The 26222-nt window shown below is 65.5% G+C and carries 28 protein-coding genes; 16 read left to right on the forward strand and 12 right to left on the reverse strand.

Annotation, left to right across the window (positions count from 1 at the left end; translation table 11 throughout):
* Positions 1-21 precede the first annotated feature (21 nt).
* From AC6LKG_RS16240 to AC6LKG_RS16265, 6 genes are read right to left on the reverse strand one after another with little or no spacing between them, the layout of a single operon-like run.
* Positions 22-960 (reverse strand): SMP-30/gluconolactonase/LRE family protein, encoded by a 939-nt coding sequence (locus AC6LKG_RS16240; RefSeq protein WP_498165854.1) that lies wholly within the window; start codon positions 958-960, stop codon positions 22-24.
* A 29-nt stretch (positions 961-989) separates the two neighbouring features.
* Positions 990-1799, reverse strand: a complete 810-nt coding sequence (locus tag AC6LKG_RS16245) for an amidohydrolase family protein (protein ID WP_498165856.1) — start codon at positions 1797-1799, stop codon at positions 990-992.
* A 13-nt stretch (positions 1800-1812) separates the two neighbouring features.
* Positions 1813-2817 carry a Bug family tripartite tricarboxylate transporter substrate binding protein gene (locus AC6LKG_RS16250; RefSeq protein WP_498165858.1) on the reverse strand — a complete coding sequence of 335 codons (1005 nt, stop codon included), beginning with the start codon at positions 2815-2817 and terminating at the stop codon, positions 1813-1815.
* 51 nt (positions 2818-2868) lie between these two features.
* Complete coding sequence (locus tag AC6LKG_RS16255) at positions 2869-3669, reverse strand: SDR family NAD(P)-dependent oxidoreductase (protein WP_498165861.1); 801 nt, start codon at positions 3667-3669, stop codon at positions 2869-2871.
* 33 nt (positions 3670-3702) lie between these two features.
* A complete protein-coding gene (locus AC6LKG_RS16260) occupies positions 3703-4272 on the reverse strand; it encodes a carboxymuconolactone decarboxylase family protein (protein WP_498165864.1) in 570 nt (189 codons plus the stop codon).
* A 13-nt stretch (positions 4273-4285) separates the two neighbouring features.
* Complete coding sequence (locus AC6LKG_RS16265; RefSeq protein ID WP_498165867.1) at positions 4286-5257, reverse strand: tripartite tricarboxylate transporter substrate binding protein; 972 nt, start codon at positions 5255-5257, stop codon at positions 4286-4288.
* Positions 5258-5411: 154 nt separating this feature from the next.
* Here AC6LKG_RS16265 and AC6LKG_RS16270 point away from each other — a divergent pair, with 154 nt between their 5' ends.
* The 15 genes from AC6LKG_RS16270 (at position 5412) to AC6LKG_RS16340 (ending at position 19975) form a co-directional block, all read left to right on the forward strand.
* Positions 5412-6290 carry a LysR substrate-binding domain-containing protein gene (locus AC6LKG_RS16270; protein ID WP_498165870.1) on the forward strand — a complete coding sequence of 293 codons (879 nt, stop codon included), beginning with the start codon at positions 5412-5414 and terminating at the stop codon, positions 6288-6290.
* A gap of 156 nt (positions 6291-6446) precedes the next feature.
* On the forward strand, positions 6447-7781 hold the full coding sequence (locus AC6LKG_RS16275) for an MmgE/PrpD family protein (protein ID WP_498165873.1): 1335 nt from the start codon (positions 6447-6449) through the stop codon (positions 7779-7781).
* Positions 7782-8294: 513 nt separating this feature from the next.
* On the forward strand, positions 8295-9653 hold the full coding sequence (locus AC6LKG_RS16280; protein ID WP_498165876.1) for an MATE family efflux transporter: 1359 nt from the start codon (positions 8295-8297) through the stop codon (positions 9651-9653).
* 119 nt (positions 9654-9772) lie between these two features.
* Positions 9773-10723, forward strand: a complete 951-nt coding sequence (locus AC6LKG_RS16285; RefSeq protein WP_498165911.1) for a GlxA family transcriptional regulator — start codon at positions 9773-9775, stop codon at positions 10721-10723.
* Positions 10724-10851: 128 nt separating this feature from the next.
* A complete protein-coding gene (locus tag AC6LKG_RS16290) occupies positions 10852-11610 on the forward strand; it encodes an SDR family oxidoreductase (RefSeq protein ID WP_498165878.1) in 759 nt (252 codons plus the stop codon).
* A gap of 57 nt (positions 11611-11667) precedes the next feature.
* A complete protein-coding gene (locus AC6LKG_RS16295) occupies positions 11668-12861 on the forward strand; it encodes an MFS transporter (protein ID WP_498165880.1) in 1194 nt (397 codons plus the stop codon).
* Positions 12862-12928: 67 nt separating this feature from the next.
* Positions 12929-13468 (forward strand): carboxymuconolactone decarboxylase family protein, encoded by a 540-nt coding sequence (locus AC6LKG_RS16300; protein ID WP_498165882.1) that lies wholly within the window; start codon positions 12929-12931, stop codon positions 13466-13468.
* Positions 13469-13807: 339 nt separating this feature from the next.
* The gene (locus AC6LKG_RS16305) at positions 13808-14764 is read left to right on the forward strand and encodes a Bug family tripartite tricarboxylate transporter substrate binding protein (RefSeq protein ID WP_498165884.1); all 957 of its coding nucleotides are present in this window, start codon (positions 13808-13810) and stop codon (positions 14762-14764) included.
* A 2-nt stretch (positions 14765-14766) separates the two neighbouring features.
* On the forward strand, positions 14767-15402 hold the full coding sequence (locus AC6LKG_RS16310) for a glutathione S-transferase family protein (protein WP_498165887.1): 636 nt from the start codon (positions 14767-14769) through the stop codon (positions 15400-15402).
* Between the two features lie 13 nt (positions 15403-15415).
* On the forward strand, positions 15416-16201 hold the full coding sequence (locus AC6LKG_RS16315; RefSeq protein WP_498165890.1) for an aldolase: 786 nt from the start codon (positions 15416-15418) through the stop codon (positions 16199-16201).
* A gap of 116 nt (positions 16202-16317) precedes the next feature.
* A complete protein-coding gene (locus tag AC6LKG_RS16320; protein WP_498165892.1) occupies positions 16318-16872 on the forward strand; it encodes a helix-turn-helix domain-containing protein in 555 nt (184 codons plus the stop codon).
* A 16-nt stretch (positions 16873-16888) separates the two neighbouring features.
* Positions 16889-17254 (forward strand): cupin domain-containing protein, encoded by a 366-nt coding sequence (locus AC6LKG_RS16325; RefSeq protein ID WP_498165894.1) that lies wholly within the window; start codon positions 16889-16891, stop codon positions 17252-17254.
* A 52-nt stretch (positions 17255-17306) separates the two neighbouring features.
* Positions 17307-18170, forward strand: a complete 864-nt coding sequence (gene pdxK, locus AC6LKG_RS16330; protein ID WP_498165896.1) for a pyridoxine/pyridoxal/pyridoxamine kinase — start codon at positions 17307-17309, stop codon at positions 18168-18170.
* Between the two features lie 123 nt (positions 18171-18293).
* Entirely contained in the window at positions 18294-19217 is a 924-nt protein-coding gene (locus tag AC6LKG_RS16335; RefSeq protein ID WP_024069649.1) for an ABC transporter ATP-binding protein, read from the forward strand.
* Complete coding sequence (locus AC6LKG_RS16340; protein WP_063570272.1) at positions 19214-19975, forward strand: ABC transporter permease; 762 nt, start codon at positions 19214-19216, stop codon at positions 19973-19975. Before AC6LKG_RS16335 ends, AC6LKG_RS16340 begins: the two co-directional genes overlap by 4 nt.
* A gap of 82 nt (positions 19976-20057) precedes the next feature.
* On the opposite strand, the gene AC6LKG_RS16345 is transcribed toward AC6LKG_RS16340, so the two are convergent.
* The 4 genes from AC6LKG_RS16345 to AC6LKG_RS16360 form a co-directional block, all read right to left on the reverse strand.
* The gene (locus AC6LKG_RS16345) at positions 20058-20756 is read right to left on the reverse strand and encodes a glutathione S-transferase family protein (protein ID WP_498165899.1); all 699 of its coding nucleotides are present in this window, start codon (positions 20754-20756) and stop codon (positions 20058-20060) included.
* 121 nt (positions 20757-20877) lie between these two features.
* A complete protein-coding gene (locus AC6LKG_RS16350; RefSeq protein ID WP_498165902.1) occupies positions 20878-21276 on the reverse strand; it encodes a DUF4168 domain-containing protein in 399 nt (132 codons plus the stop codon).
* Positions 21277-21521: 245 nt separating this feature from the next.
* Positions 21522-22703: an acetyl-CoA C-acyltransferase gene (locus tag AC6LKG_RS16355; protein WP_498165903.1), complete on the reverse strand. Its 1182-nt coding sequence runs from the start codon at positions 22701-22703 to the stop codon at positions 21522-21524.
* Between the two features lie 45 nt (positions 22704-22748).
* Entirely contained in the window at positions 22749-23408 is a 660-nt protein-coding gene (locus AC6LKG_RS16360; RefSeq protein ID WP_498165905.1) for a 4'-phosphopantetheinyl transferase family protein, read from the reverse strand.
* Positions 23409-23748: 340 nt separating this feature from the next.
* On the opposite strand from AC6LKG_RS16360, the gene AC6LKG_RS16365 reads away from it, so the two are divergent.
* On the forward strand, positions 23749-24309 hold the full coding sequence (locus AC6LKG_RS16365; protein WP_006386116.1) for a LuxR family transcriptional regulator: 561 nt from the start codon (positions 23749-23751) through the stop codon (positions 24307-24309).
* A 20-nt stretch (positions 24310-24329) separates the two neighbouring features.
* Here AC6LKG_RS16365 and AC6LKG_RS16370 read toward each other — a convergent pair whose 3' ends face one another.
* The gene (locus AC6LKG_RS16370) at positions 24330-25646 is read right to left on the reverse strand and encodes a TRAP transporter large permease (protein WP_498165907.1); all 1317 of its coding nucleotides are present in this window, start codon (positions 25644-25646) and stop codon (positions 24330-24332) included.
* Between the two features lie 21 nt (positions 25647-25667).
* On the reverse strand, positions 25668-26198 hold the full coding sequence (locus AC6LKG_RS16375) for a TRAP transporter small permease subunit (protein ID WP_498165909.1): 531 nt from the start codon (positions 26196-26198) through the stop codon (positions 25668-25670).
* Between the last annotated feature and the right edge of the window lie 24 nt (positions 26199-26222).

Genomic DNA, 26222 nt, shown 5'->3' on the forward strand with positions numbered 1-26222 from the left:
GGTCTCCTTGCGGCCGCCGGTTCAACCGCCGTGCGCTCCTTGGGTGTTGACATATAGCGAGTAAATGGATGTGCATGACGCCATGAACAGGCGATTGCGGTGCGTGCCGCCAAAGCACAGATTGGCGCAGCGTTCGGGCAGGGCGATGTGGCCGATGGCTTCGCCCTCGGGCGAGAAGATGCGCACGCCGTCGAGTTCTTCGGTGCCCATTCCCCAACCGCACCAAAGGTTGCCGTCGACATCGACGCGAAAGCCGTCGGGCGTTCCGGAACCGGCGTTCAGCAGCACTTCCGGCCGCGACAACGAGGCGCCGTCGTCCTGAACCTGGAACACCAGGATGTTGCGCGGACGCGCGCGCGACTCTATGACATACAGCAACTTTTCATCGGGCGAGAACGCCAGCCCGTTGGGGCCGTTCACTCCCTCGGCGACAACGGTGAGCTCTCCTGACACGCCGTCGATCCGATAGATGTTCGCGGGCAGTTCCTGGCGTGCCGGTTCGCCCTGGTAGTAGCCGACGATGCCGAAGGGCGGGTCGGTGAACCAGATGGAGCCATCTGACTTGACCACGACATCGTTCGGTGAGTTGAGCCGCCGGCCCGCGTGGCTGTCGGCCAGCACGGTGATGCGTCCATCGTGCTCGGTGCGGGTCACGCGGCGGCTGCGGTGCTCGCATGTGACCAGCCGGCCTTGGCGGTCGCGCGTGTTGCCGTTGGCATGGTTGGACGGTGTGCGGAATGCGTGGACCGAGTTACTGACCTCGTCCCAGCGCAGGATGCGGTCGTTCGGCACATCGCTCCACAGCAGATAGCGGCCATCGCCAAACCATACAGGGCCTTCGGCCCAGCGGCAGCCCGTCGCCAGGCGTTCCACGGCGGCGGACAGCAGATGGTATTTCTCAAACTGGGGCGCCAGCGTTCGAATGGCTGGGTCGGGGTAGCGCTGAGAGGGTTCCCACATAGGGCCTCCGCAAGAAGAAAAAGATGGGCCTAGGAGTACAGCCGGCGGGGGTTGTGGTGCAGCACGGCATCAAGCGTGGCCGCATCGTCGCCGCAGGCGCGCGGCAACAGCGCGAGCAGGTCGGGCAAGCGCGGCTGGGGGTAGCGGATGTTGACGTGCGGCCAATCACTGCCCCAGAGGGCCCGGCTGGGCGCGCCCTGGATCAGCGCCGACATCAGCGGGAGCGCGGCCTGGAAGCCGTTCGCGCCCTGCGTTACGCGGTCGGCTCCCGAGACCTTGATCCAGAGGCTGGGATGATGCAGCAGGTCCAGCAGCGGCTGCCATTCATGCGGGCGCGCCACGGGCGCGCGGGCCATGTGGTCGATGATGAGCGGGACGTCATACCGAAGCAGGGCAGGCACGGTCGCAAGTACATCGTCCAGCTCCGCATGCACCAACGCATGCCAGCCATAAGGCTTGATACGCGCGAGCAGCTCGCCCATTCGCGAGACGTCCGGCTTGCCGGCCAAGTGCTTCATCATCCCCAGGCGAATGCCGCGCACGCCGTGCTGGTGCATTTGCGACAAGCTTTCCTCGGGCGTGTTTTCCGTAATGACGGCAATGCCGCGATACGCGCCCTGGCTGGCTGACAGCGCGGCCAGCAGAGCGCGGTGGTCGTCGCCATAAGGGGTGGCCTGGACGATGACGCCGCGCGTGATGCCGGCCTTGGCATGCAAGGCTTTCAGCGCCTGGAAGGGGGCTTCGTCGGGGACATAGGTGGGCTGCTCGGCAAGCGGGTATTCGTTCCAGGGGCCGAAGATATGCGTATGGCAATCCCAGCGTTCACGGGCCATGGGCATGGGTGGGCTCGATTCAGTTTGAGGTGGCACCGGTCTCTTTGATGATGGCGCTCCAGCGCCGGTATTCCGACCTGATCAAGTCGCCATACCGGGCGGGCGTGCCGGGTGTGACTTCGGCGCCCTGGGCATCCAGGCTGGCCTTGAGGGTGGGGTCCTTGATGGCGTCGTTGACGGCCTGGTTCAGCCTGGCGGTCACATCGGCGGGCATGCCGGCGGGGCCAACAATGCCTTGCCAGGTGCCGGAGTCGAAGCCGGGGGCGACGGTCTCGGCCAGGGTGGGAACCGCCGGCAGTACCGATACCCGCTTTGCCGTCGTGACGGCCAGCGCCTTCAACTTGCCTTCCTTCACGTAGGGCAGGAAAGCATTCAGGCTGCCGGACATCATGAAGTCGATGCGGCCCGATAACAGGTCGGGAAGCGCCGCGGCATTGCCCTTGTAAGGCACGTGGGCGAAGTCGGTTGCGGTCTGGCGGGCGAAAAGAATGCTGGTCAGATGGTCGATAGTGCCATTACCGGACGACCCCATGTTCAGCGTGCCGGGCTTTTCCTTGAGCAACTTGACGAATTCGACCGCCGTGCTGGCGCGGACTTCGGGGTTGACGATCAGCACCAGGGGCACGTTCGCCACGGAGGCGACGGGGGTGAAGATCTTCCCCGGGTCGAGCTTCTCGTTGGCGAACAGTGCGGGCGATATCGCAATGGACGAACTGTTGTAGAGCAACGTGTAGCCATCGGCGGGCGCATTGGCAACCATTTCGGCGGCGATGTTGCCGCCCGCGCCGGGCTTGTTCTCGACCACGACCTGCTGGCCCAGCTCGTCGCCCAGGCGCTTGGCGACCAGGCGCGCCAGCACGTCCGTGGGGCCGCCCGGCGAGAAGGCGACGATCAACCGGACAGGCTTTTCGGGATAGGCGCCCGCCAGCGCGGGTGTACCGCCGAACGCCACCAGCGCCGCGCAGGCCAGGGTGTTCAGGACATGCCTGCGCTTGAACGAGAAGCGCCGCGTTGAATCATTCATGATGTCTCCTGGGAGGCGCTTTGCGCGCCTCTCTCTTTTCAGTGGGTGAAGTCAGTCGCAGCGCACGCTCATGCCGCCGTCGACGATGATCTCGGTGCCCGTAACGAACCGGGCTTCGTCCGATGCCAGGAACAGCGCCGCGTTCGCGGTGTCGGTGCCGTCTCCCATGAAGCCCAGGGGAATGCGGGCCTGGCGCTCGGCCAGCAGGGCGTCCACGTTGCCGCCCGCGCGCTGTCCGGCCAGCCGCGCTTCGACCATGGGGGTGTGCATCTGGCCGGGAACGACGGTGTTCACGCGGATGTTGTGCTTGGCGTATTCGACGGCGACGACCCGAGACAGTTGGATGATGCCGGCCTTGGCGGCGGCGTAGCCAACCTGCGCCGCTCCCGTCCAGCGGATGCCGGACGTGGACGCGGTGTTCACGATGGCCCCGCCGCCTTGGCCTTGCATGATGGGGATGACGTGTTTGCAGGCCAGGAACACGCTCTTCAGGTTGAAGTCCATCTGCGCATCCCAGTCCGCTTCGGACAGGTCTACCGGCCCGCCGCGGCGCGACCCGCCGACGTTGTTGACCAGGATGTCGACGCGGCCATAGCGTTCGACGCATGCCTGCGCCATGGCCCGGACGTCGGCGCCGACCGTTGCGTCACCCGTCCAGGCGGTGATGTCTCCGCCTGCATCCTTGGCTCGCAGCAACGTTTCCGCCATGGCTTCCGCGCTTTTGTCCACCGCGAACACCTTGGCGCCTTCCTGCGCAAAACGCACCGCCACCGCGCGTCCGTTGCCCCAACCGGGGCCGACGCAGCCCGCACCCGTGACGATCGCAACTTTTCCTTCCAGCCTCTTGCTCATGATCTTCGCTCTATCCATTGATGACATGCAGTGTTAAGGAGTGACGCTGTCGGCGGCTTTCAGCTCGTGTGGCTCGCCCTCGGGCGGGTCTATCTGGAAGACATTCAGCGTCATCGAAATCAGGGTGTAGTAGCCGGCCAGCGCCACCAGGTCGATGACGCCGTGCTGGCCAAACATGGCTTCGGCGCGTGCATAGACGTCATCGGACACGCGGCGAGTCTCATGCAGTTGCGTCAGGAACTCATGGACCAATGCCTCGTCGGGTTCTGCGAACGGGATGGGCCGGTCATCGCGCAACGCGTCGATGACCGCCTCTGAAACCCCCGCCTTGAGCGCGATAGCCTTATGCGCCCACCATTCGAATTCCGAGCCCCACCAGCGCGCGAGCACGAGAATGCCGAGTTCGGACAGGCGAGGCGGCAGGGAGCTGTCGTAGCGGCAGAACTGGCCCAGCGCCTGCGCGGGCTCGGCCATCGATGGCCGGTGCAGCCACACCGCCAGCGGGCCGCGCACGCGGCCGCGCGGGCCCGAGGCGATGATGTCGTAAATGCGTTTCTGTTCCGCGGACATGTGCTGAACCTGCGGGGGGCTGACGCGTGCCATGCTTGCTCCTGGATTATTCGGGCTTGATGCCCAGGTCCTGAACCACCTTGCCCCATTGGGCAATCTCGTTGCGGATCGTGGTGGTGAATTCGGCGGGCGTGCCGCCTGCCGGTTCGGCGCCATCGGCCAACAGCTTTTCCCGCGCTTCAGGCGTCAGCAATGCGCGATTGACGGCGGCATTGAGCTTTTCAACGATGGGGGCGGGCAGGTTTTTGGGACCGATCAGCCCGTACCAGAGCGTGGCGTCATAGCCAGGCAGGCCGGACTCGGCAATCGTCGGCACATTGGGCAAGGCCGCAATGCGGCTTGCGGTGGTGACGGCCAGCGCCTTCATCTTGCCGGCGGCGACGTGCGGCAGCGCGCTGGCGGTGGCCGCGAAATAGAGTTGCACCTGACCGGCCATCAAATCATTTTGCGCATTGCCGCCGCCCTTGTACGGGATGTGCGTCATCTGGACGCCCGCCTTGCGGTTGAACATTTCATTGGCCAGATGGATGACGCTGCCCTGGCCGGACGATGCGTAGTTGACGGCGCCGGGATGCTTCTTGGCGTAGTCGATCAGCTCGGGCACGGTATTGGGGGCGAAGCCCGGGTTGGCCACCACCAGCAAGGGGCCGCGCGACACCTGGACGATCGGCGTGATGTCGGCGACCGGGTCGAAGGTCATCCGGTACAGGCTGGGGTTGACCGTGTAGCTGGAGGAAATCAGGGTCAGCGTGTAGCCGTCCGCAGGCGCGTTGCGGCCTGCCTCCACGCCGATCATGCCGCCGGCGCCAGGCCGGTTCTCTACTACGACCGTCTGCTTGAGCTCTGCCGTCAGGGCCTGGCCCAGGTATCTTGCCAGCAGGTCGGCGCCGCCGCCCGGGACGAACGTCACGATCAGGCGGATGGGACGGTCGGGATAGTCGGCTTGCGCCGCCCCGCTGACCGCGGCCAGCACGCAAGCGCCGACCGCGGCAAACCATCGAAAATAGGGGCTGCGCATGAAAGTCTCCGATATGAATCTTGTTCTAGGGGGCGATTCTGCTTATTCTGTGTAATAGCCGTCCAATACGTTTTTCGGATGTCAGTAATTCCTTTTCGGAATTACCGCATCCGGCTGTCCCATCCACGCTTTCCCATATCTGACGTTCCGCGCCATGGATTTGAAGTCGATGCGCATGTTTCTTGCGCTTGCCGAAGAACTCCACTACGGGCGCGCCGCCGCGCGCCTGTTCATCTCCCAGCCGCCGTTGACCAAGGCGATCCAGCAATTGGAAGAACGGCTTGGCGTCACCCTCTTTGACCGCAACAAGCGCAGCGTCAAGCTGACGGTGGCCGGCACGGCGCTGGTGCAGGAGGCGCGCAGGCTGCTGGCGCAGACCGAGCTTTCCATTCGCACGGTGCAGCGCGCCGAGCGGGGCGATGCGGGCCGGCTGCGCATAGGCTTCGTGGCGGCGGTGCTGTTCATGGATATCCGGGAAGTGGTGCTGGGCTTGGAGCGCGATCTGCCCGGCCTGGAAAGCGTGTGGGAGGAAATGGGATCTTCGGAGCAGCTTCAAGCCTTGGAGCAGGACCGCATCGATATCGGCTTTGCCCAGGTTTCTCAGGGCGTGGGCGACATGAAGTCGATACCGGTGGGACGCGTGGGCCTGGTGATCGCGCTGGACGAAGGGCACCGGCTGGCTCGGCGCCGGCGCGTCAAACTGCAAGAGTTGGCCGAAGACGCCTTCGTCGCAATTCCCCGGCAGAGCGGACCAAGTTTTCATGACCTGACGATCGCCGCCTGCATGCAGTCCGGGTTCAGCCCGAGGATCCTGCACTACGCCAAGCACTTCGTGTCGGTCGTGAGCCTGGTTGCCATGGGGCGCGGCGTATCGCTCGTGCCGCGCTCATTCGCCCGCGCGGGTGTCCCGGGCGTGGTGTTCAAGGACATCGATGGCTTGGAAGTCGAAGCGGAGTACTCGGCAGTGTGGAATCCGGCCAATACCTTGCCACTCCTGCCTCACGTTCTGAGTCTGTTGGGCGGCAAGCGCTAGCGCCTGTCTCCCGCGCTTGTCGCATCGGCTAATACCTAATTCCATTAGATGGAATTTCCTCGTTGCGGCGGCTTCGCTGGCGGGCCTAGACTCGGCGGGGCTGGCTAGATAGCCAGACACCTTTGGGAAAACCGAAAGTCACGTGGAAGCTGCCGCATGCATGCCATAGAAGTCCTGAGCGCATTTGCCGACAAGATTCAACAGGAGCCTCTGCCCGCGGAGGTCTGCCGACACGCCAAGCGCGCCCTGATCGACTGGTATGCCGCGGCCTATCCCGGCGCATCCGACCCCGCGGTGGGAATACTGCGTTCGTTGCTGCTGGACGAGCCCGCCTGCGACGCGGCCGATCTGGTTGCGGGGGGCCAGGCGACGGCGCGCTCGGCTGCCCTTGTCAACGGGGCGGCCGCGCATGCCGCCGAACTGGACGACAGCTATCGGGACGCGATGTACCACCCTGGGGCCGCAACCATCGCCGCGGCGCTAGCGGCCTGCCAGGAACAGGGTCTGAGCGGGGAGCGGCTTTTGCAGGCCATCGTCACGGGCTACGAAGTGTCCACCCGCATCGGCTTGGTGCTGGGCCGTGCGCATTATCAGTACTGGCATAGCACCGGTACGGTGGGCGCGTTTGGCGCGGCCGCTGCGGCCGGTTCCGCCTATGGTTTGAACCAAGCGCAATTTGCCCATGCCCTTGGCACCGCCGCCACCTTTTCGGCCGGTTTGCAGCAAGCCTTTCGCACCGACTCCATGTCAAAACCCCTGCATGCTGCGCGGGCGGCAGAAGCCGGCGTGCTCGCCTCGAAGGCCGCATGGCGGGGGCTGACGGGGGCTTGGGACATGCTGGACGGAAAAGGGGGGCTGGGCCAGGCCATGAGCGATGGTCCCTCCTGGGATGGCGTGGGTGACACCTTGGGCAAGGACTTTCACATTACTCGGCTGACATTCAAGAATCATGTGGGTTGCGGCCATACATTCGCGGCCATCGATGCCGCGCTCGCGCTGCGCGAGGGCGCGGACTTCAACATTCGGGACGCCAGCCGGATCCATGTCTACACCTATCGTCCCGCGTTGGACATCGCTTGCTATGGCAAGCCCGCAAGCTCCAACGAAGCACGCTTCAGCCTGCGCTATGTCGTGGCGCACGCCTTGGTTCACGGCAGCGTCCGCTTGAACGCCTATGACGATGAACGTGTCCACGACCCTGTGCTCGGCGCGCTGATCGACCGTATCGACGTGCATGCGGACCCCGATATCGACGCCGCGTTTCCGGCGAATCGTTCCGCTCGGATCGAGATTGGACTCACCTCCGGAGAACGGCGGGTGCACTTCCAGGCGAACCGCAAGGGCGATCCGGAAGATCCGCTCAGCGACGCCGAGCTCGAGTCAAAGTTCCTCGAGCTTGCAACCCCATGCCTGGGGGCCGCGGCGGCAAAGGAAAAGCTGGCGGATCTTTGGCGCATCGATCAGCGCGCCGATCTGCGCAACATGGCTTAGCCGGACATATAACTGTTGGTCGAAATCGATATTGGACCGCCTTGAAGCCGCAAAGATAGAGTGCTTGCGAGGACGCGACAGAACGTCCGCGCCATTCGCAGTCGGCACCCGCAACCTTGAGAGCGCGGTGTGCGCTGCGGATGAACTCTACATCCCTGGCTGGAGACAACATGAAGTCCAATCAACGTCGCGCGTTCCTGCGCGCAAGCCTGCCCTTGGCCGCCCCGGGGGGCTCCCCCGGGGCGTGCGCCGCAGGCGTGTGGCTCATCCGGAAAATGACTAGTTCCAATGGCCATTGGATTGCCGAAGGCAAGCTGTTACTGTACATGGCTTGAAACTGAAGACGCTTCGGGGCGTGGGCGCATGAGTCAGATGTGGGCGGGTTAGTTCAGCCCGACACCATTGTTTCGCATCTGACAATAAGCATGGCTGGAATTGCCGTGTATTCGACATTCCCGCTAACGCGACATTGGCCTATTCTGCGCTCGCCCAGAACCGTCTTCGAGTGCCGTAATGACCGCGCAGACCGATTCCCGCAGCCGTGACGTCCAGACCGAGCGCCTGCTGACCGCGCCGATCTTGCCCGTGATGCTGTCGCTTGCCGGCCCGACACTGATGGTGATGCTCAGCCAAACGTTTGTTGGGTTGATGGAGGTGTGGTTTCTTTCCCAGCTCGGTGAAGAGGTACTTGCTGGCGTGTCGGTTGTGTTTCCATTGCTGGCGTTGACGACGGCGCTTGCGACCGGCGCGGTGGGTGGGGGAATGCTCGGCGCGGTTGCGCGGGCGCTGGGGCGCAATGACCGCATGCAAGCCAACGCGCTGGTCTGGCATGCCGTCGCCATTGCGGTGGCGTTTGGGCTTGTCACCGCAGGGCTCGTCTTGGCTTTTGGCTCCGAGGCTTTCAGTGCCATGGGGGCTAGCGGCGAAGCGCTTCGGCATGCAGACCGCTATGCCGCCGTCGTCTTTGGCGGCGCCCCGTTGATATGGCTGTTCAATGCGCTTCTGGCAGTCATCCGGGGCAGTGGCAATGTGCGCTTGCCGATGCGGGTGGTGTGCGGCGGCGGCGTCATGCTGATACCGGTATCGTGGCTGCTGATCTTTGGTGCGGCAGGCTTTCAGGGGCTGGGCGTGACAGGCGGCGCGCTGGCAATGGTTTTGTATTACGCCGTTGGTAGCCTGATTTTCGCGATATATCTTTGGCGTGGCCAAGGGGTACTGCAGCCGGCTGCCAGACCGGTGCGGTTGCAACGTCGGCTATTCAATGAAATTCTCCAGGTCGGCGGCGTGTCGGCCGTCATTGCGACAAGTACCAATCTCACCATCGCCATCGTTACCGGCTACGTTGGGGCGTACGGTCTGGCGGCCGTGGCCGGGTACGGCGCGGCTGCGCGATTGGAATTCTTGTTGGTGCCGCTCAGTTTCGGCATCGGGGGGCCTGCCGCGATCCTGATCGGCACCAATGCGGCGGCAGGCAGGATCGATCGCGCCCGCCGCGCCGCCTTGCTCGCAGCCTGTCTGGGCTTCGCCGTTGCCGAGACTATTGGGCTGGTGGTTGCGATATGGCCCGAGTTATGGCTCGGCGCGTTTTTGACGGACCCCCAAAGTGTGGCGACGGGAAGCGTTTATCTGCGCCAGGTTGGCCCCTTCTTTGGCTTCTTCGGCCTTGGCTTCACCCAGTACTGTGCCGCGCAAGGTACCGGAAAGATGGCCGTACCTTTGGCAGGCGCTTTGGCGCGCACGGTTGTGGCGTTGGGTGGGGGGCTGATCGCCACTACCCAGACTGGGCTGTTCGTCAGCGTTGGCTTGGGTATGGCGGCTTTTGGCGTGGCGGGACTCTACGCCCTGCTGCGAGATTGCTGCAAACAGGAATAACGAAGGGTTGTTGTCCGCGTCGAAATAACGCAACAAAGTGGGTTGATTTTGGTCGAAAGCGTGGATGCCTTCCCCGTGCCGGATTAATCTGATCCTCCATTGCCTGAAGGGGAAGCATGATGCGGCACGTTGGTTTGATCCTGGAAGATGGCTTCCAGCTTATGGCTTTGGCGGCGCTATCTGCCTTCGAGTTCGCCAATACTGAGCTCGGCGAAATGGGCTATCGGTTGACGGTGCTCTCCGAAAAGGGCGGTACGATCAGGTCATCGATGAACGCAGGTATCGAAACGATGCCGCTGGGCGTCATCCCGGATACGCTGATGGTTGCCGGCCAATTGGCGCCCCAGGATATTTCGCCTGGGCTGCGTGCGTATCTCGCCTGTGCGGGGGAACAAGCCCGCCGGGTGGCTGGGGTATGCACAGGTGCTTTTGTGCTGGCGCACGCCGGTTTGCTTGATGGCCGAACCGCCACCACGCACTGGGCGCATGCACAGGCGCTTCGGATGCGCTTTCCGAAGGTCAGGGTCGAAGAGGACCGCATTTTCGTCCGCGACGGCAACATCTGGACGTCGGCGGGAATGTCGTCGGCCATCGACCTGACGCTTGCACTGATCGAGGAAGATCATGGGTCTGCGCTTTCCCGGTCATTGGCTCGTAGGCTTGTCGTCTACCATCGTCGCCATGGCGGGCAATCGCAATTTTCGGCGATGCTTTCGCTGGAACCTCGCTCCGACCGGGTAAAGCGCGCGCTGGCCTACGCTCGTGAAAACCTGCGCAATCCCTTGTCTGTCGAAGAGCTTGCCGAAGCTGCCAACCTGTCACCGCGTCAGTTCAGCCGGGTATTTCGCGAAGAAACCGGGCGGTCTCCGGCCAAGGCCGTGGAAATGCTGCGCTTGGAGGCTGCGCGAGTCATGTTGGAAGACGGCCGTCACCCTTTGGAAATCGTGGCGCGTGACACGGGTTTTGCTGACCGTGACCGAATGCGGCGCGCCTTCCTGCGCAACCTTGGCCAGCCCCCGGCCAGCGTGAAGCGGAGCCTGGTGTCGATGCAAGACCGCGACGCCGCCTGACCGGCCAGGGGCGGCCTGCGTAGCACCTGTGTCCGTTTTTGCTGGATCTATGGCATTTGAGACTTCGCCCGACCCGCGCATAGTACGTCCATCGAAGGCGCCATCCAGGCGCAACACAAGGACAAATCATGCAGATGACGGGCAACACAATCTTCATCACGGGCGGCACCTCGGGCATTGGCCGCGCGCTTGCCGAGCAGTTTCATTCTCTGGGTAACAAGGTCATCATCGCCGGGCGCCGTCAGGCCCTGCTGGATGACGTGGCCGCCGCCCATCCGGGGATTGAGGGCGTCGCCCTGGACATCTCGGATGCCGCCGACATCGACCGCGTTGCCGCGCAACTGATCCGCGACTACCCGACGCTAAATGTACTGATCAACAATGCGGGGATCATGCCTTTCGACGATCCGTCGGGCTGGATCGATGATGCCGTGTCGCGCCAGATTCTCGACACGAACCTGCTTGGCCCGATCCGGCTGACCTCCGCGCTGATCGAACACCTTAAGTCGCAGCCGCGCGCGACGATCATTCACAACACTTCGGTCCTGGCCTACGTGCCGATCGCCACCAATGCCGTCTATTCCGCCTCGAAGGCGGCGCTGCACTCGTATGCCTTGTCGCAACGCTTCATGCTCAAAGGCACCAGCGTGTCCGTCCAGGAAATCGCGCCTCCGTGGGTCGACACCGATCTGATCAAAAAGAGCGGTGATCCTCGCGCCATGCCGCTTGATGCCTTTATCGCCGAAACGATGAAGGGGTTGGCAACCGATGCACCTGAAGTATTTGTTGAGGCGATTCGTGCCCTGCGCGACAACCCCGGCATCGGTGAACATGCGCTGATTGACGGCTTCAACACGGAAATCGCTGCCAATCCCATCCCCGTCTAAGACGCCTGACAGGCGGGCTCGTGCCCGCACAGGCTGCATTTTTAGGAGAGTTGCGTCATGACCGCAACGCTTGCCGACGATTCGCGCACGGTGTTGCTGCCGGCGGGATTCCTGGCCTTGGGAACGTTCGCCATTGGCACCGAAGGCTTCATGATCGCGCCCCTGTTGCCGGTCATGGCGAAGGACTTTGCGCTGTCCGTGCCCACCATAGCGCTGTTGGTGATCGTGTTCACGCTGGTGCTGGCATTGTCGTCGCCGGTGACCACCGTGGCGACCGGCCGCATGGCCCGCAAGCAAGTGCTGCTGATCGCGATGGTCCTGTTCGCCATTGGCAATGTCGTGGCCGCGCTGTCTTCGTCGTTCACCGTGCTGATCGCCGCGCGCGTGCTGATGGCCATTGCGGCGGGGCTATATGTGCCCGCCGCCAATGGCCTGGCCGGCGTCATCGTCCCGCCCACGATGCGGGGGCGTGCACTTGCCATTGTTAGCGGGGGGCAGACATTGGCCATCGCACTAGGCCTGCCGCTTGGCGGACTGATCGGCCACGCCTTCGGCTGGCGGGCAACCTTTCTGCTGGTCGGCGCGATGTCCCTGGTGGCCGTTGCAGGCATTTTGACTGGTATCGACCGTGACGCGGGGCGGGGCATCGCGGTGGCCAGTTTTCGCGAGCGTGTCTCGGTGGTGGCGCAGCGTTCCGTGTTGCGCCTGCTGGCGGTCAGCCTGTTCTGGTCAGTCGGCGCCTTTGCTGCCTACCCATATATCGCCGAGTATCTGAGCGCCGTGTTGTCCTTCGGCCCATTGGAGATCACCGCGTCTGTCTCGCTCTGGGGGTTTTGTGCAGCGGCGGGGGTCTTGACCGGAGGGATTCTCAACGATCGCTTCGGGGCTGGCACGGTGGTGCGCGGGTCGCTCATGCTGTTGGCTTTGTCGTTCCTGGCTTTGGCCGTTGCGACGGCGCTGCCACCGGGAGCTTCGTTGGGTCTGGTCATGATCGCCGTGGCTGTGTGGGGCTTCACGGTCTGGTCATTCTTCCCCGCGCAAATGGCAAGGCTTATCGGCGCGGGCGTCCCGTCGCAAGCGCCCGTTGCGCTAGCGCTTAACACCTCCACCATGTATTTCGGATTTTCAATCGGCAGCGCCCTGGGGGCAACCGTATTGGATGCCGGAGCCATCTGGGCAATTGGCGTCGTGGCGGCCATGGCGGAACTGATCGCCTTGGGCCTGAACGCCGCCATTGCGCGTAGAGCTTGAATTCTCGATATCCGCGGATCCGCCGCGTCCGTATTCCAGTAAAGCTACTTTGAAAGGAACCAGGAAAATGACTTTCCGTATCAACGCTCCCGCCGCCGGCAGCGCCTCCGGCGAAACCGCCGACGTTTTCGCGGCTATCCGCAAAGCGGTGGGCATGGTCCCCAATGCCTATGCGGCCATTGGCGCCTTGAATACGCCCGCACTTAAGGCGATGTTGTCCGCCGACGCGGTCCTGGCGCAAGGTGTCCTGTCCGCGCAGGACCGCGAAACCATCAAGTTGGTGGTGAGCGCGATTGCCGGTTGTGACTACTGCGTCGCTGCACACAGCCTGGCGGGCAAGGCATCCGGCCTGCCCGTGGACACCGTGCGCGCCATCAGGGCGCTGCAGCCGACCGGCGATGCAAAGCGCGATGCGCTGATCCAATTTGTCCGGCACCTTCAAGAAGGCCGAGGCACCCTCGACGTCGAGCAATTCATGGCCTTGCGCGCGGCGGGTTATCCGGACGAGGCCGTCGTGGATATCGCTCTGGCCATCGCCGTCATCACGTTCACGAACGTGTTCAATCGTGCGAATGACACCGTGGTGGACTTTCCGGAACTGAAGTGATGGGAGTGGCGGGGAAGGGAAGCAGTAAGGGGGGGGCGGTCGAGTCGGGTCATGGACCGTTCCTGGCCGAAAGCTGCCTCTGGCAGCAAACGCCTCCGTTTCATCAATGCAAAACACGACATTTCCCACTTTTGCAATTCCCAGCCGACAGCCGCGCGCCGTGAGCTGCCTGCATCTCCCTGCGCGCATGGGGAGGCCAAAGTCCGCGGCCTAAGGCTGTTGCGCAAATTTCCCGTCCCTCAGGGATTTCCCCGATCACATTTCCCTTGCGGAAAATCAATGCTCTATAGGACACTTTGTGTCATAGCCGCGGTTGAGCGGCGGACACAAGGGGAACCTATGAAACGCATGATCATGGCTGCCGCGCTGGCGCTGGCCGCAAGCAGCGGCGCGCAGGCCGCGTTTCCGGATCATCCGATCCGGCTGGTGGTGCCGTTCGGCGCCGGGGGCATTACCGATATCGTCGCGCGCCAGGTGGGCAAGGGCATGGGCGACGCGCTTGGCCAGAGCGTGGTGGTGGAGAACCGGCCGGGCGCGGGCGGCGTGATCGCGGCGCAGGTGGCGGCCACGGCGCCGGCCGACGGGCATACGATTTTCATGGGCACGGTGGGCACGCAGGTGGTCAATCCGCTGATCTACGCCAAGCTCAGCTATGACCCCGACAAGTTCGCGCCGGTCGGGTTGGTGTCGGGCTCGCCCTATCTGCTGGCGGTGCGCGGCGATCTGCCGGCGGCGAATTTCGCCGACTTCGTGGCGTACGCCAAGGCGTATCCGGCCAAGCTGAATTTCGGTTCGGCCGGCACGGCCAGCTCGCCGCACCTGGGGCTGGAATTGCTGAAGCTGACGGCGGGCGTGGACATCGTGCACGTGCCGTTCAAGAGCGGCAGCGAGGCGGTCAATGCGGCCATCGGCGGCCAGGTGGACGTGGTGATGGATGCCAGTCCGGTGATCATGCCGCACGTGGGCTCGGGCAAGCTGCGGGCCCTGGCGGTGGCGGCGGACCAGCGCCTGCCGTCGGCGCCGCAGGTGCCGACCGCGAGCGAGGCCGGCGACGCGGGGCTGCAGATCAGTTCCTGGAATGCCTTTTTCGCGCCCGCCGGCACGCCGCCGGCGGTGCTGGAAAAGCTCAACGCGGCGTTGCGCCAGACCTTGGCCTCGCCCGAATTGAAGGCGCGCCTGGCGGCGCAGGGCACGCAGCTCTACACGGGCGCGCCAGATGAATACCAGCGCTTCATCGCGGCCGAAAAGAAGAAGTGGGCCGAGATCGTCAAGCGCGCCGACATCAGGATGGATTGAGCATGGCGATCCATCCGCTGGCGGGGCAGCCGCTGGAACTGGCCGATACGCTGCGCTCGGGCAATGCCTGGAAGATCCGGCTGGCCTGCGGCTACATGGGGCTGGCGCTTACGCGCCGCACCTTCGACATCGTGCAGGGCGACCTGGAGACCGAGGCCTTCGGCCGCATCAACCCGTGGCGCCAGGTGCCCGCGTTGCGCACGCCGGAAGGCGTGTGGCTGGCCGAGTCGCAGGCCATCCTGTGGTACCTGGGCCGGGGCACGTCATGGCTGCCGGACGGGCGGCTGGCACAGGCGCAGGTGGCTAGCTGGCTGAGCTTCGAGCAGACCCAGCACATGCATGCTTTTGCGCAGCCGCGGCTGCTGATCCACCTGCGCGGCACCGCGCGCGTGGATGATCCGGCGATGGTCGAATGGCGCCGCGCCGGCATGCGCGCGGCGGCGTGGATGGAGGCACACCTGGCCGGGCGCGCCTTCCTGGTGGGCGAGGCGCCCAGCATCGCCGACATCGCGCTGTATCCCTACACCAGCATGGCGGAGCAGGGCGGCTACGACCTGTCCGCCTTCACCCATATCAACGCCTGGCTGGCCCGCATGCGCGCCCTGCCGGGTTTTACGCCGTTGTTGGAAACGGCATAGCGAGGAGTCAAAGATGGCCGATACGATGCACCTGGGCAAGGATGAACTGATCGCGCGGGCCAAGGCCGAGATGCAGCGCCAGTTCGACACGCCCGACTGGACGTTGCGCGAGCGCCTCGCGCTGACCTGCCGCATCCTGTTCGACGGCGGGCACGATTCGGGCCTGGCGGGCCAGATCACGGCACGGGCGCCGGAACCCAACCGCTACTACACGCAGCGGCTGGGGCTGGGGTTCGACGAGATCACGGCCGGCAATCTGCTGCTGGTGGACGAGGACCTGCGGGTGCAGGAAGGCGGCGGCATGCCCAATCCGGCCAACCGCTTCCACTCGTGGATCTACCGGGCGCGGCCGGATGTAAATTGCATCATCCACACGCACCCGCTGCACGCTGCCTCGCTGTCGATGCTGGAGGTGCCGCTGGAGGTTTCGCACATGGACAATTGTCCGCTGTATGGCGATGTGGCTTTCCTGAAGGACTGGCCCGGCGTGCCGGTGGGCAACGAGGAGGGCGAGATCATCTCGGCGGCGCTGGGCGACAAGCGCGCCATCCTGTTGTCGCACCACGGCATGCTGGTGGCCGCGGGCACGGTGGAAGAGGCCTGCGTGCTGGCGCTGCAATTCGAGCGCGCCGCGCGCATGCAACTGCTGGCGATGGCGGCGGGCAAGATCCAGCCGATTCCGCCGGCGCTGGGGCACGAGGCGCACGACTGGATCCTGACGCCCAAGCGCTCGCAGGTGGGCTTTTCGTATTACGCGCGGCGGGCGCTGCGGCGGCATCCGGACTTGCTGGAGGCGTAGCGCGGCGCGGCCATGGGGCGCCGCGTCGCGGCGCGCGAAGGGGCAGGGGCGGGCCGACTCGACGGCCGGCCGGCTTTCGGGCATCCTTATCGGTCGTTACCGCGATATCCCTGCCCATGATCGACCTGCCTCACCGCCTGCGCGCGTTGCGCCGCCAGCAGTCCCTGTCCCTGGAACAGCTCGGCGAGCGCACCGGCCTGACCAAGAGCTACCTCTCCAAGCTGGAGCGGGGCCTGAGCGAGCCCTCCATTTCCACCGTGCTGCGCCTGGCCGAGGCCTATGGCGTGGGTGTGTCGCAACTGGTGGGCGGGGATGGCGCCGCCCAGGACGAGGTCGTCAGCCTGGTGCGCGTGGCCGACCGCGAAGTGCTGCAACGCCGTGGCCTGGGTAGCGAATACCACTATGAATCGCTGGCCGGGCGCCGCAAGGTCAAGGCGATGGAACCGTTCATCGTCCATCCGCCGCGCGAGTTTCCCGACGCCACCGCGGTGTTCCCGCATCCGGGCGAGGAATTCCTGCTGGTGCTCAAGGGCGCCATCGAGGTCCAGGTTGGCGAACGCGAGTTCCGCCTGGACAGCGGCGATTCCCTCTATTTCGATTCCGAACTGCCGCATCGCATGCGCACGGTCAGCCGCGGCGCGGCCGAGGTGCTGGTGGTGGCGGCGCACTGATTCCAAGGACAACGCAGTGAAGCATGATCAATCGCGGCTGGTCCGCATCGACGCCGGCCCCATGAAGAACCCCGTGCCCGGCAAGCCCCGGCGGCCGATCTCGGGCGACGCGGCGTTCCGCACCGTGACCGCGTTCGAAGGCAATGGCGGCCGCGCCGAGGCCGGCGTTTGGGAAAGCACCGCCGGCAGTTTCCAGTCCAACACCACCGGCTACATCGAGTTCGGCTACATCGTCGAAGGCGCGGCGCGCCTGGTCGATCCGGACGGCACGGTGCACGAACTGACCGTGGGCGAGGCCTTCGTGATGCCGGAGGGCTATACCGGGCGTTGGGAAGTGGATCAGTTCGTCAAGAAGATCTATTTCATCAGCCGCACGGCGTGAACGCAGGCATAGAATAGGGCCGAATCCGTCTCTGTCCGCAGGAGCCCGCCGTATGACCGCCATATCCGCTGCCCCGACGCCCGGCGCAGCGCTGCCCGCCGTGACCGCGCGGGTCGACGTCGTTTCCATCCAATCGCAGGTGGTCTATGGCTGCGTCGGCAACAATGCCGCGATGCCGGTGTTCCGCCAGGCCGGGCTGCGCGCCATCGCGCTGCCCACCGTCATCCTGAGCAACACGCCGCACTATCCGACCCTGCACGGCGGCGCGGTGCCGCTGGACTGGTTCCAGGGGCTGCTGCGCGGCCTGGATGAACGCGGCGTGACCGACGTGGCGCGCGCGGTGGTCTGCGGTTACCTCGGCCAGCCCGGCCAGGCCGACCTGCTGGCCGACTGGCTGCGCGGGCTGCGCGCGGCGCGGCCGCAGGTGCGGGTGCATATCGACCCGGTCATGGGCGACCGCAACGACGGCCTGTACGTGGACGCCGGCCTGGTGGCGCAGTACCGCCGCAGGCTGGTGCCGCATGCGCACGGCATGACGCCCAATCATTTCGAGCTGGAGCAGATGGTGGGCCGGCCGCTGGCCTCGATTGACGAGGTCGCGGCGGCGGCGCGCGAGCTGATCGCCGAAGGGCCGGAATGGATCGTGGTCACCAGCGCCGCGCCGCAGGCGGCGGCGCCGGGCACGCTGCAATTGGCGGTGGTCACGCGCGGCGACTGCCTTGTGCTGAGCCATCCGGAAGTAGCCATTGCGCCGTCGGTGCATGGCACCGGTGACGTTTTCATGGCCGCCATCACCGCTCGGCTGCTGGCCGGCGATGCGCTGGAGGACGCGGCGCGCGACGCGGCCGCCGCGGTGACCGGCGCCCTGGCGCGCACCCGCGACCTGGGCTGGGAAGAACTGGCGGTGGAAGGCTGACGCGCCGGCGGCGCGATGGCCCGCTTTGATGCCGTTTTCCAAACACAGCGTTCCGCCAGGCCGAACAAGCGGCCCGCGCCGCGCGGGTAAAATCAGGGGTTGACCACCACGCCGGGAGCAAGTGTGCAGCCTGTCATTTCAGTTCAGGGCCTATCCAAGCGATACGCCTCCGGATTCCAGGCGCTCAAAAGCGTCGACCTGGAAATCCAACGCGGCGAGATCTTCGCCTTGCTTGGCCCCAACGGCGCCGGCAAGACCACGCTCATCAGCATCATCTGCGGCATCGTCAACCCGACCGAGGGCCGGGTGCTGGCCGACGGCCACGACATTCTCACGGACTACCGCGCCGCCCGCAGCGCCATCGGCCTGGTGCCGCAGGAAATCTCCACCGACGCCTTCGAAAGCGTCTGGAACACCGTCACCTTCAGCCGCGGCCTGTTCGGCAAGCCGGCCAACCCCGAATACATCGAGAAGGTGCTGCGCGACCTGTCGCTGTGGGACAAGAAGGACAGCCGCATCATGGCCCTGTCCGGCGGCATGAAGCGGCGCGTGATGATCGCCAAGGCGCTGTCGCACGAACCCAAGATCCTGTTCCTGGACGAACCCACCGCCGGCGTCGACGTCGAATTGCGGCGCGGCATGTGGGACATGGTGCGGCGCCTGCGCGAAAACGGCGTCACCATCATCCTCACCACCCATTACATCGAGGAAGCCCAGGAAATGGCCGACCGCGTGGGCGTGATCCGCAAGGGCGAGATCATCCTGGTCGAGGAAAAGAACGCGCTCATGACCAAGCTGGGCAAGCGCCGCCTGACGCTGACGCTGAAGGCGCCGCTGCCGGGCATCCCCACGGCGCTGGAGCCGTTCCACCTGGAAATGTCGGCCGACGGCCGCCAGCTGGTCTACACCTACGACAACCAGGGCGGCGGCGAGATCTCCGGCCTGCTGCGGCGCCTGACCGAGCTGGACATCGAATTCACCGACCTCAACTCCTCGGAAAGCTCGCTCGAAGAGATTTTCGTCAGCCTGGTGCACGGACAATCATGAATTTCTACGCAATCCGCGCCATCTACCGCTTCGAAATGGCCCGCGCCTGGCGCACGCTGATGCAGAGCGTGCTGTCGCCTGTCATCTCCACCTCGCTGTACTTCGTGGTGTTCGGCTCGGCCATCGGCTCGCACATGGTGCAGATCGACGGCGTCAGCTACGGCGCCTTCATCGTGCCGGGCCTGATCATGCTGTCGCTCTTGACCCAGAGCGTGGCCAATGCCTCGTTCGGCATCTACATGCCGCGCTTCTCGGGCACCATCTACGAGATCCACTCGGCGCCCATCTCGTACCTGGAGATCGTCGCCGGCTACGTCGGGGCGGCGGCCAGCAAGTCCATCATCCTGGGGCTGATCATGCTGGCCACGGCGCGCCTGTTCGTGCCGTTCGAGATCGCGCATCCGTTCTGGATGCTGGGCTTCCTGCTGCTCACGGCCATCACGTTCAGCCTGTTCGGCTTCATCATCGGCGTGTGGGCCGACGGCTTCGAGAAGCTGCAGATCATCCCGCTGATGATCATCACGCCGCTGACCTTCCTGGGCGGCACCTTCTATTCCATCAAGATGCTGCCGCCGTTTTGGCAAGGCGTGACGCTGTTCAACCCGGTGGTGTACCTGGTCAGTGGCTTTCGCTGGGCGTTCTATGGGGTGGCCGACGTCAACGTCACCGTCAGCGTCGCCATGACGCTGGTGTTCCTGGCCGTCTGCCTGGTGGTGGTGCGCTGGATCTTCAAGACCGGCTACCGCCTGAAGACCTGAGCCGCGCCCGGGCGCGGCCGCTCGCCAGGGCGGCCCGCGGCCGGCGCCTGGCGCCGGCGCGCACACGACGGCGTGTATTCGATTACGCCGCTGCCACGGGCGCCTGGCGCGCCAGCCCGCCATGGGCATCGAGCAGGCGTTCGCGCCACGCGGCCACCGGATCGTCGGCCGCCAGCAGTTCCAGCGCGCTGGTGCAGCGCGCCCACATGAAGAAGCCGAACACCGCGTAATCCGCATAGGCCGGCTGCTGGCCGGCCAGGTACGGCTGGCGCGCCAGCATCTGGCGCAAGGGCAGCAGCGAGGCGCGCAGGGCCGCCAGTTGTTCCTCGCGCAGCGCGGGCAGGTCTTCGAGCGGGCCGAAGCGCTTTTCGCGGGTGTGGCGGAAGTAGTCCTTGTCCTTGGCGTCGATCAGCGCGTGGATTTCCGGCAGCAGCAGCCGCGCCAGCGTCGGCACCAGCGTGGTGTCGGCCCAGGTATTGGCGAACAGGCTGAGCGCGCGGCCGGTGTCGCCGCCGAACAGCGAGGGGCGGTCGGGGAAGGTGTCTTCCAGATAGCAGGCGATCTGCCAGGAATCGCTGATCACGTGGTCGCCGTGCACCAGCACCGGCACCAGCTTCTGGCCCGAGAATTCGATCGCTTCCTTGTCGGTGAAGCGCCACGGCACGGTATTGGCGGTCAGGCCCTTGTGGGCCAGCGCCATGTGCGTTTTCCAGCAATGCGGGCTGAAGCGCAGCGTCGGATCGGCGCCGGCCAGGTCGTAGAGGGTGAGATCGGGGGTCAAGATGCCGCGCTCCTTGGGGGGACAGGCCCGGGGCCTGGGACGGCCTCTAGGATAGCGCCATCGGGAGCGCGGCTGGGGCAAAGGGCGCCACGCCGGGGCGCGGCGGCGTCTGGCCGGCGGGCTACTGCTGCACCGCAGCGCCGGCGTTGCCCATGTTCATCAGCCGTTGCTTGACCTGCGGGTCCTGCTGCACGGCGCGGCCGATGCCGTTGAATTCCTCGACCGACAGGCCATCGGCCCGCACCAGCTGGACCATCTTGGCGTCGGCCTCCTGGATCACTTTCTGCTTGTCGGCATCGGTTTTGGCTGCGTCGACCTTGGGACGGTACTCGTCCACCACGCCCGAGACTTTCTGCGAGGCCGACGCGAAGCGCTGCAACTGCTGGTCGGTGGGCTGTGCGGCGGCCTGCGCCGTCGGCGCCTGGCCGGCGGGGGCGTTCTGCGCCGCCAGGACGGGCGCGGCGGACAGCGCGGCCGTCACCATGAGGGCCGACAGGATTGCGGTTTTGGAACGCTGCATGAAACCTCCTTGTTCCGGATGAGTGTCCGGCCATGATCGCAACACGGGCAGGCAGGCTTCAAGTTTCGCAATGTGTTTTCCTGTGTCGGCGGGCCACCGGGGCCCGGCCCGCCGCGGCGGGGCGGCGCCGGGGGCGTCACGGATACGTTTGTGCGCAATTCCGTGACGTCTTTAAACCGGGGCGTGACCATTTTTCATCGCCGAGCTGCCTCAAGATGAAAATGTCCCGCCCGGCGCGCGTCGGCTCAGGCCATTTCCAGCGCGATCGCGGTGGCTTCGCCGCCGCCGATGCACAGCGTGGCCACGCCGCGCTTGCCCTGGGTGGCCTTCAGGGCGCCCAGCAGCGACACCATGATGCGCGCGCCCGAGGCGCCGATGGGATGGCCGACCGCGCAGGCGCCGCCGTGGATGTTGACCTTGTCGCGCGGGATGTCGTGTTCCTTCATGGCCGCCATGGTCACCGCGGCGAAGGCCTCGTTGATCTCGAACAGGTCCACGTCGGCGGTCTTCCAGCCGGTCTTGTCATAGAGCTTCCTGATCGCGCCCACTGGCGCGGTGGTGAACCACTCGGGTTCCTGCGCGAAGCTGGCGTGCCCGACGATGCGGGCGATCGGCTTGCAGCCGAGCTTCCTGGCGGTGGATTCGCGCATCAGCACCAGCGCGGCGGCGCCGTCGGCGTTGCCCGACGAGGACGCGGCGGTGATGGTGCCATTGGCGGCGAAGGCGGGCTTGAGGGTCGGGATCTTTTCGACGTTGAGTTTCTGCGGACGCTCGTCCAGCTCGATCTCCGTATCGCCCTTCTTGGACTTGATGGTGACGGGCACGGTTTCCCATTTCAGCACGCCGTCGCGCGCGGCTTTCTGCGCGCGCGAGACCGATTCCACCGCGAAGGTGTCCTGTTCTTCGCGGGTGAAGCCGTACTTGGCGGCGCAGTCCTCGCCGAACGTGCCCATGGCGCGGCCCACCTGGTAGGCGTCTTCCAGGCCGTCGAGCATCATGTGGTCGTACATGGTGGCGTGACCGGCGCGATAGCCGCCGCGCGCCTTGGTCAGCAGGTAGGGCGCGTTGGTCATGGATTCCATGCCGCCGGCCACCACCACGCCATAGGTGTCGGCGATGATGCCGTCGTGCGCCAGCATCGCGGCCTGCATGCCCGAACCGCACACCTTGGACACCGTGATGGCGCCCACCGACGACGGGATGCCCGCCTTGATGGCGGCCTGCCGCGCCGGCGCCTGGCCCTGGCCGGCCTGCAGCACGTTGCCCATCAGCACCGCGTCGACCTGGTCGGGCTTGAGCCCGGCGCGCTCGAGCGCCGCGCCGATGGCGACGGCGCCCAGCTCGTTGGCGGAAAGTGTGGAAAATTCGCCCTGGAAGGCGGCCAGCGGGGTGCGCACGGCACTCACGATAACGATGGGATCAGACATGTGAACGCTCCTTGTCGATGGGGGACAACGTAAGGGGGAGAGGTTTCAATGACCAATTTCCAAGGCAGTATAGACGTGGCCTTGTGCGCGGCGATAGCCGCATTGGAACAGGTGACCCGGCCCGAATTCCGCCGTGGCCGCGCGCAGCAGGCGCAGTTCCAGGCGCTGCGCGGCCGGGTCGATACGGGTCAGGGTGACGTCGGGAAAATCGAATTCCACGCGGGTGAGCGGCTGCATGCATTTGTAGAACGCCTCCTTGGCCGAGAACAGCAGCGTGGCGAACTCGGCGCGGGTCAGCGCGCCCGCATCGAAGTCGCGTTCCTCCGGCCGCATGCAGACCGATTCGATGGCCTCGACCGCGCGCACCTCGGCGATCGCCTCGATGTCGATCCCGACCGCGCGCACGTCGCGCCGCCGCGCCACCGCCACGCCCACCAGCCGGCGGCTGTGGCTGATCGAACCGACGTAGCCTTCGGGCCAGAGGGGAGAGCGGTCCGCGGCCACGCCGACCTCTGTGACGGGCGCGTCCAGCGCGGCCAGCAATTGCGCCGCCAGTTGCCGGCCCGCCTGGAATTCCGCCTGCCGGCGCTGTGCCGGCGGTAGCCTGTCCACCGCGGCCGCGCCCGGGGCGATCCAGGCCAGCCGCTGTGCCACGCGGGCCGTCAGCGGCAGCGCGGGCGGCAGGTCGGGGGGGGCTGCGGTCATGGTTGCCTGCCGGGCAGGCCCGGCGTGAAGGAAAAGGCCGAAGGTCGTTGCATGAGGGGTTTGAAACGCTGTTGGAATGCACCGCCGGGGTCGCCGCGCCAACGCCCCGGAAAGCGTCCGGCGAACGCGCGCGAAAACGGCCGCGAAAACACGCCTTTCCAGGCTCTCCCGCAGGCGGGAAAACCGGTCTGAAACCGCTGGAAAAAGTCGATTCCAGGCGCCTGAAGCTTCTTATACACTGGCGCCTCGAAGCCCGCACGCACAAGATGCGGGCCGCCACAAAAGCGCAACGGATTCCGCTGCGCAACGGCAAAACCGGCACGCTATCCGGGGAGACAATATGAGTGACTTTCACCTGACATTGCTCGCCTTCAAGGAATCTCCCGCGCCGCAAGTCATCTGCAGCGCGCGCAAGATCTCGGAATGCAATCACTCCTTCGCGAATCTGTTCGGCTACACGCGCAGGGAATTGGTGGGCAAATCGATTCTGCAGCTTTATCCTTCGCTGTCCGATTTTCACCAGATCGGCCAACGCTGCCTCAAGCACCTGGAAAGCAATTGCTACTACGAAGACGAGCGCTTCATGCAGCATCGCAGCCGCGAGGTGTTCTGGGCGCGAGCGCGCGGCATCACCCTGACGCCGGAGGACCCCTTCGACCTGATGATCTGGAGCTTCGAGCGCATCGCCGAAAACTGCCTGCGCACCGCCAACCTGACACGGCGCGAGCGGGAAATATCCGCTTACGTCGCCAACGGCCTGAGCTGTAAGGAGATCGCCATGCGGCTGGATATTTCCTACCGCACGGTGGAGGTGCACCGCGCCCGCATCATGCGCAAGCTGGACGCCAAGAACACCGCCGAGCTGGTCTCGAAGATCATCCTGGTCGACAACATGGCCTGAGCGGCGCCGCGCGTCCTGCTTCATTTTCCCAGCATCATCTCGGGCAGGATCGTGACGATCACGGGGAAAAAGAACAGGATGAGCGTGGTGACCACTTCCATGACGACGAACCACCAGGCGCCCTGGAAGATGCGCGTCAGCGGCGTCTGGCGGTCGATGCCCGCGATGACGAACACATTCAACCCGACCGGTGGCGTGATCAGGCCGATCTCGCACATCTTCACGGCCAGGATGCCGAACCAGATCGGGTCGAAGCCCAGCGACACCACGGTCGGAAACATGATCGGCAGCGTGATCACCAGCATCGAGAACGCGTCCAGGAACATGCCCAGCGGGAAATAGGCCAGCAGCATCAGGCCCACCACCAGCAGCGGCGGGATGTCCGAGGACACGATCGCCTCGGCGATCTGTTGCGGGATCTGCACCAGGCTCAGGAACAGGCTGAACAGGCCCGCGCCCAGCATGGTGAACAGGATCATCACGGTGGTGGTGACGGCGCTGCGCAGGCTCTCGACCAGCTTGCCGCGTAACTGGCCGCGCGCCTGGCGGGCGCACAGCAGCATCACGAACGCGGCGAAGGCGCCGACCGCGGCGGCTTCGGTCGCCGTGACGAAGCCCAGGTAGATGCCGCCCAGCACGATCACGAACAGCACCAGCACCTGCCAGCCGTTGCGTACCGAGCCGATGCGCTCGCGCCAGGGGCTCTTGGGCAGCACCGCCGCGGCCATCTGCGGCGAGGCGCTGATGACGCGGATGCCCAGGATGAACACCAGGGTCGACAGCAGGCCGGGCAAGACCCCGGCGACCAGCATCTTGCCGGCCGATACCTCGGTCAGCGCGGCGTAGAAGATCAGCAGCACGCTGGGCGGGATCAGCACGCCCAGCACGCCGCCGGCGGCCACCGCGCCGGCCGACAGGCGCGGGTCATAGCCGGTGCGCTTCATCTCGGGGATGGCCACCGCGCCCACGGTGGCGGCGGTGGCGACGCTGGAGCCCGAGGTCGCGGCGAAGCCGGCGCAGGTCAGCACGCTGGCGATGGCCAGCCCGCCCGGCATGTGCCCGACCCATTTGCGGGCCATGTCGAACAGTCTGCGTCCCACGCCGGCATGGTGGGCGAAGGCGCCCATCAGAATGAACAGCGGAATGACGGTCAGCAGGTACGAGGCCGACTGCGCGTAGGAATACGACTTGAGGCGGTTCAATACGAAGGCGGTGTCCTCGACCAGGATCAGGCCGCTGATACCCGCCAGGGCCAGCGCGGCGAACACCGGCGCGCCCAACAGCAGCAATACGAAGATCAGGCCGGTGGCGGCCAGCGTTATGGTGACGTCGTCCATGGTGCAAAGGTCCGGTAGTGGTCAGTGCGGGGCCAGCGCGGGGGTGGCGCGAGCCGCCGGTTCGGCGCGGCACAGGGCGCAGCCGGCCTGGGCCAGCATCTGCAGGGCGCCGAACCACAGCCCGGCGGCGACGATGGCCTTGGTCCACCAGATCGGCACTTCGACATAACCCCAGCGAAACTCGCGGATCCGGATCGATTCGAGCGCCTCGCCGGTGGCGGGATAGGCCAGCAGTGCCAGCACCACGGCCGCCGCCAGCCAGGCCAGTGCGTCCATCCATTGCGCCACGCGCGGCGGCACCTTGCGATGCAGTAGCGTGACGCGGATGTGGGCGTCTTCCATCTGGGTCCAGCCCAGGCCGAGGAACACGATCACCACCAGGCTCAGCTCCGACATCTCGAACAGGCCGGGAATGGAGTGGCCGTAGATGGCGCGCACGATGGCGTCCAGCGTAATGCCGAACATCAGGAACAGCAGGAACAATGTGGCGATGGCGCCAAACAGGTTGGAGAGGGCGCGCAACACCGCGCCCGGGCGGGAGGTATGGTCCATGGATGCTCTGCCGGTGGGCGGCCC

The sequence above is a fragment of the Achromobacter sp. 46006 genome, assembly GCF_059761975.1.

Excerpts from the sequence above, each read along its gene's own strand:
- AC6LKG_RS16240 (WP_498165854.1), bottom strand. The coding sequence starts at position 960 with ATGTGGGAACCCTCTCAGCGCTACCCCGACCCAGCCATTCGAACGCTG.
- AC6LKG_RS16245 (WP_498165856.1), bottom strand. The coding sequence starts at position 1,799 with ATGCCCATGGCCCGTGAACGCTGGGATTGCCATACGCATATCTTCGGC.
- AC6LKG_RS16250 (WP_498165858.1), bottom strand. The coding sequence starts at position 2,817 with ATGAATGATTCAACGCGGCGCTTCTCGTTCAAGCGCAGGCATGTCCTG.
- AC6LKG_RS16255 (WP_498165861.1), bottom strand. The coding sequence starts at position 3,669 with ATGAGCAAGAGGCTGGAAGGAAAAGTTGCGATCGTCACGGGTGCGGGC.
- AC6LKG_RS16260 (WP_498165864.1), bottom strand. The coding sequence starts at position 4,272 with ATGGCACGCGTCAGCCCCCCGCAGGTTCAGCACATGTCCGCGGAACAG.
- AC6LKG_RS16265 (WP_498165867.1), bottom strand. The coding sequence starts at position 5,257 with ATGCGCAGCCCCTATTTTCGATGGTTTGCCGCGGTCGGCGCTTGCGTG.
- AC6LKG_RS16270 (WP_498165870.1), top strand. The coding sequence starts at position 5,412 with ATGGATTTGAAGTCGATGCGCATGTTTCTTGCGCTTGCCGAAGAACTC.
- AC6LKG_RS16275 (WP_498165873.1), top strand. The coding sequence starts at position 6,447 with ATGCATGCCATAGAAGTCCTGAGCGCATTTGCCGACAAGATTCAACAG.
- AC6LKG_RS16280 (WP_498165876.1), top strand. The coding sequence starts at position 8,295 with ATGACCGCGCAGACCGATTCCCGCAGCCGTGACGTCCAGACCGAGCGC.
- AC6LKG_RS16285 (WP_498165911.1), top strand. The coding sequence starts at position 9,773 with ATGCGGCACGTTGGTTTGATCCTGGAAGATGGCTTCCAGCTTATGGCT.
- AC6LKG_RS16290 (WP_498165878.1), top strand. The coding sequence starts at position 10,852 with ATGCAGATGACGGGCAACACAATCTTCATCACGGGCGGCACCTCGGGC.
- AC6LKG_RS16295 (WP_498165880.1), top strand. The coding sequence starts at position 11,668 with ATGACCGCAACGCTTGCCGACGATTCGCGCACGGTGTTGCTGCCGGCG.
- AC6LKG_RS16300 (WP_498165882.1), top strand. The coding sequence starts at position 12,929 with ATGACTTTCCGTATCAACGCTCCCGCCGCCGGCAGCGCCTCCGGCGAA.
- AC6LKG_RS16305 (WP_498165884.1), top strand. The coding sequence starts at position 13,808 with ATGAAACGCATGATCATGGCTGCCGCGCTGGCGCTGGCCGCAAGCAGC.
- AC6LKG_RS16310 (WP_498165887.1), top strand. The coding sequence starts at position 14,767 with ATGGCGATCCATCCGCTGGCGGGGCAGCCGCTGGAACTGGCCGATACG.
- AC6LKG_RS16315 (WP_498165890.1), top strand. The coding sequence starts at position 15,416 with ATGGCCGATACGATGCACCTGGGCAAGGATGAACTGATCGCGCGGGCC.
- AC6LKG_RS16320 (WP_498165892.1), top strand. The coding sequence starts at position 16,318 with ATGATCGACCTGCCTCACCGCCTGCGCGCGTTGCGCCGCCAGCAGTCC.
- pdxK (WP_498165896.1), top strand. The coding sequence starts at position 17,307 with ATGACCGCCATATCCGCTGCCCCGACGCCCGGCGCAGCGCTGCCCGCC.
- AC6LKG_RS16340 (WP_063570272.1), top strand. The coding sequence starts at position 19,214 with ATGAATTTCTACGCAATCCGCGCCATCTACCGCTTCGAAATGGCCCGC.
- AC6LKG_RS16350 (WP_498165902.1), bottom strand. The coding sequence starts at position 21,276 with ATGCAGCGTTCCAAAACCGCAATCCTGTCGGCCCTCATGGTGACGGCC.
- AC6LKG_RS16355 (WP_498165903.1), bottom strand. The coding sequence starts at position 22,703 with ATGTCTGATCCCATCGTTATCGTGAGTGCCGTGCGCACCCCGCTGGCC.
- AC6LKG_RS16360 (WP_498165905.1), bottom strand. The coding sequence starts at position 23,408 with ATGACCGCAGCCCCCCCCGACCTGCCGCCCGCGCTGCCGCTGACGGCC.
- AC6LKG_RS16365 (WP_006386116.1), top strand. The coding sequence starts at position 23,749 with ATGAGTGACTTTCACCTGACATTGCTCGCCTTCAAGGAATCTCCCGCG.
- AC6LKG_RS16370 (WP_498165907.1), bottom strand. The coding sequence starts at position 25,646 with ATGGACGACGTCACCATAACGCTGGCCGCCACCGGCCTGATCTTCGTA.
- AC6LKG_RS16375 (WP_498165909.1), bottom strand. The coding sequence starts at position 26,198 with ATGGACCATACCTCCCGCCCGGGCGCGGTGTTGCGCGCCCTCTCCAAC.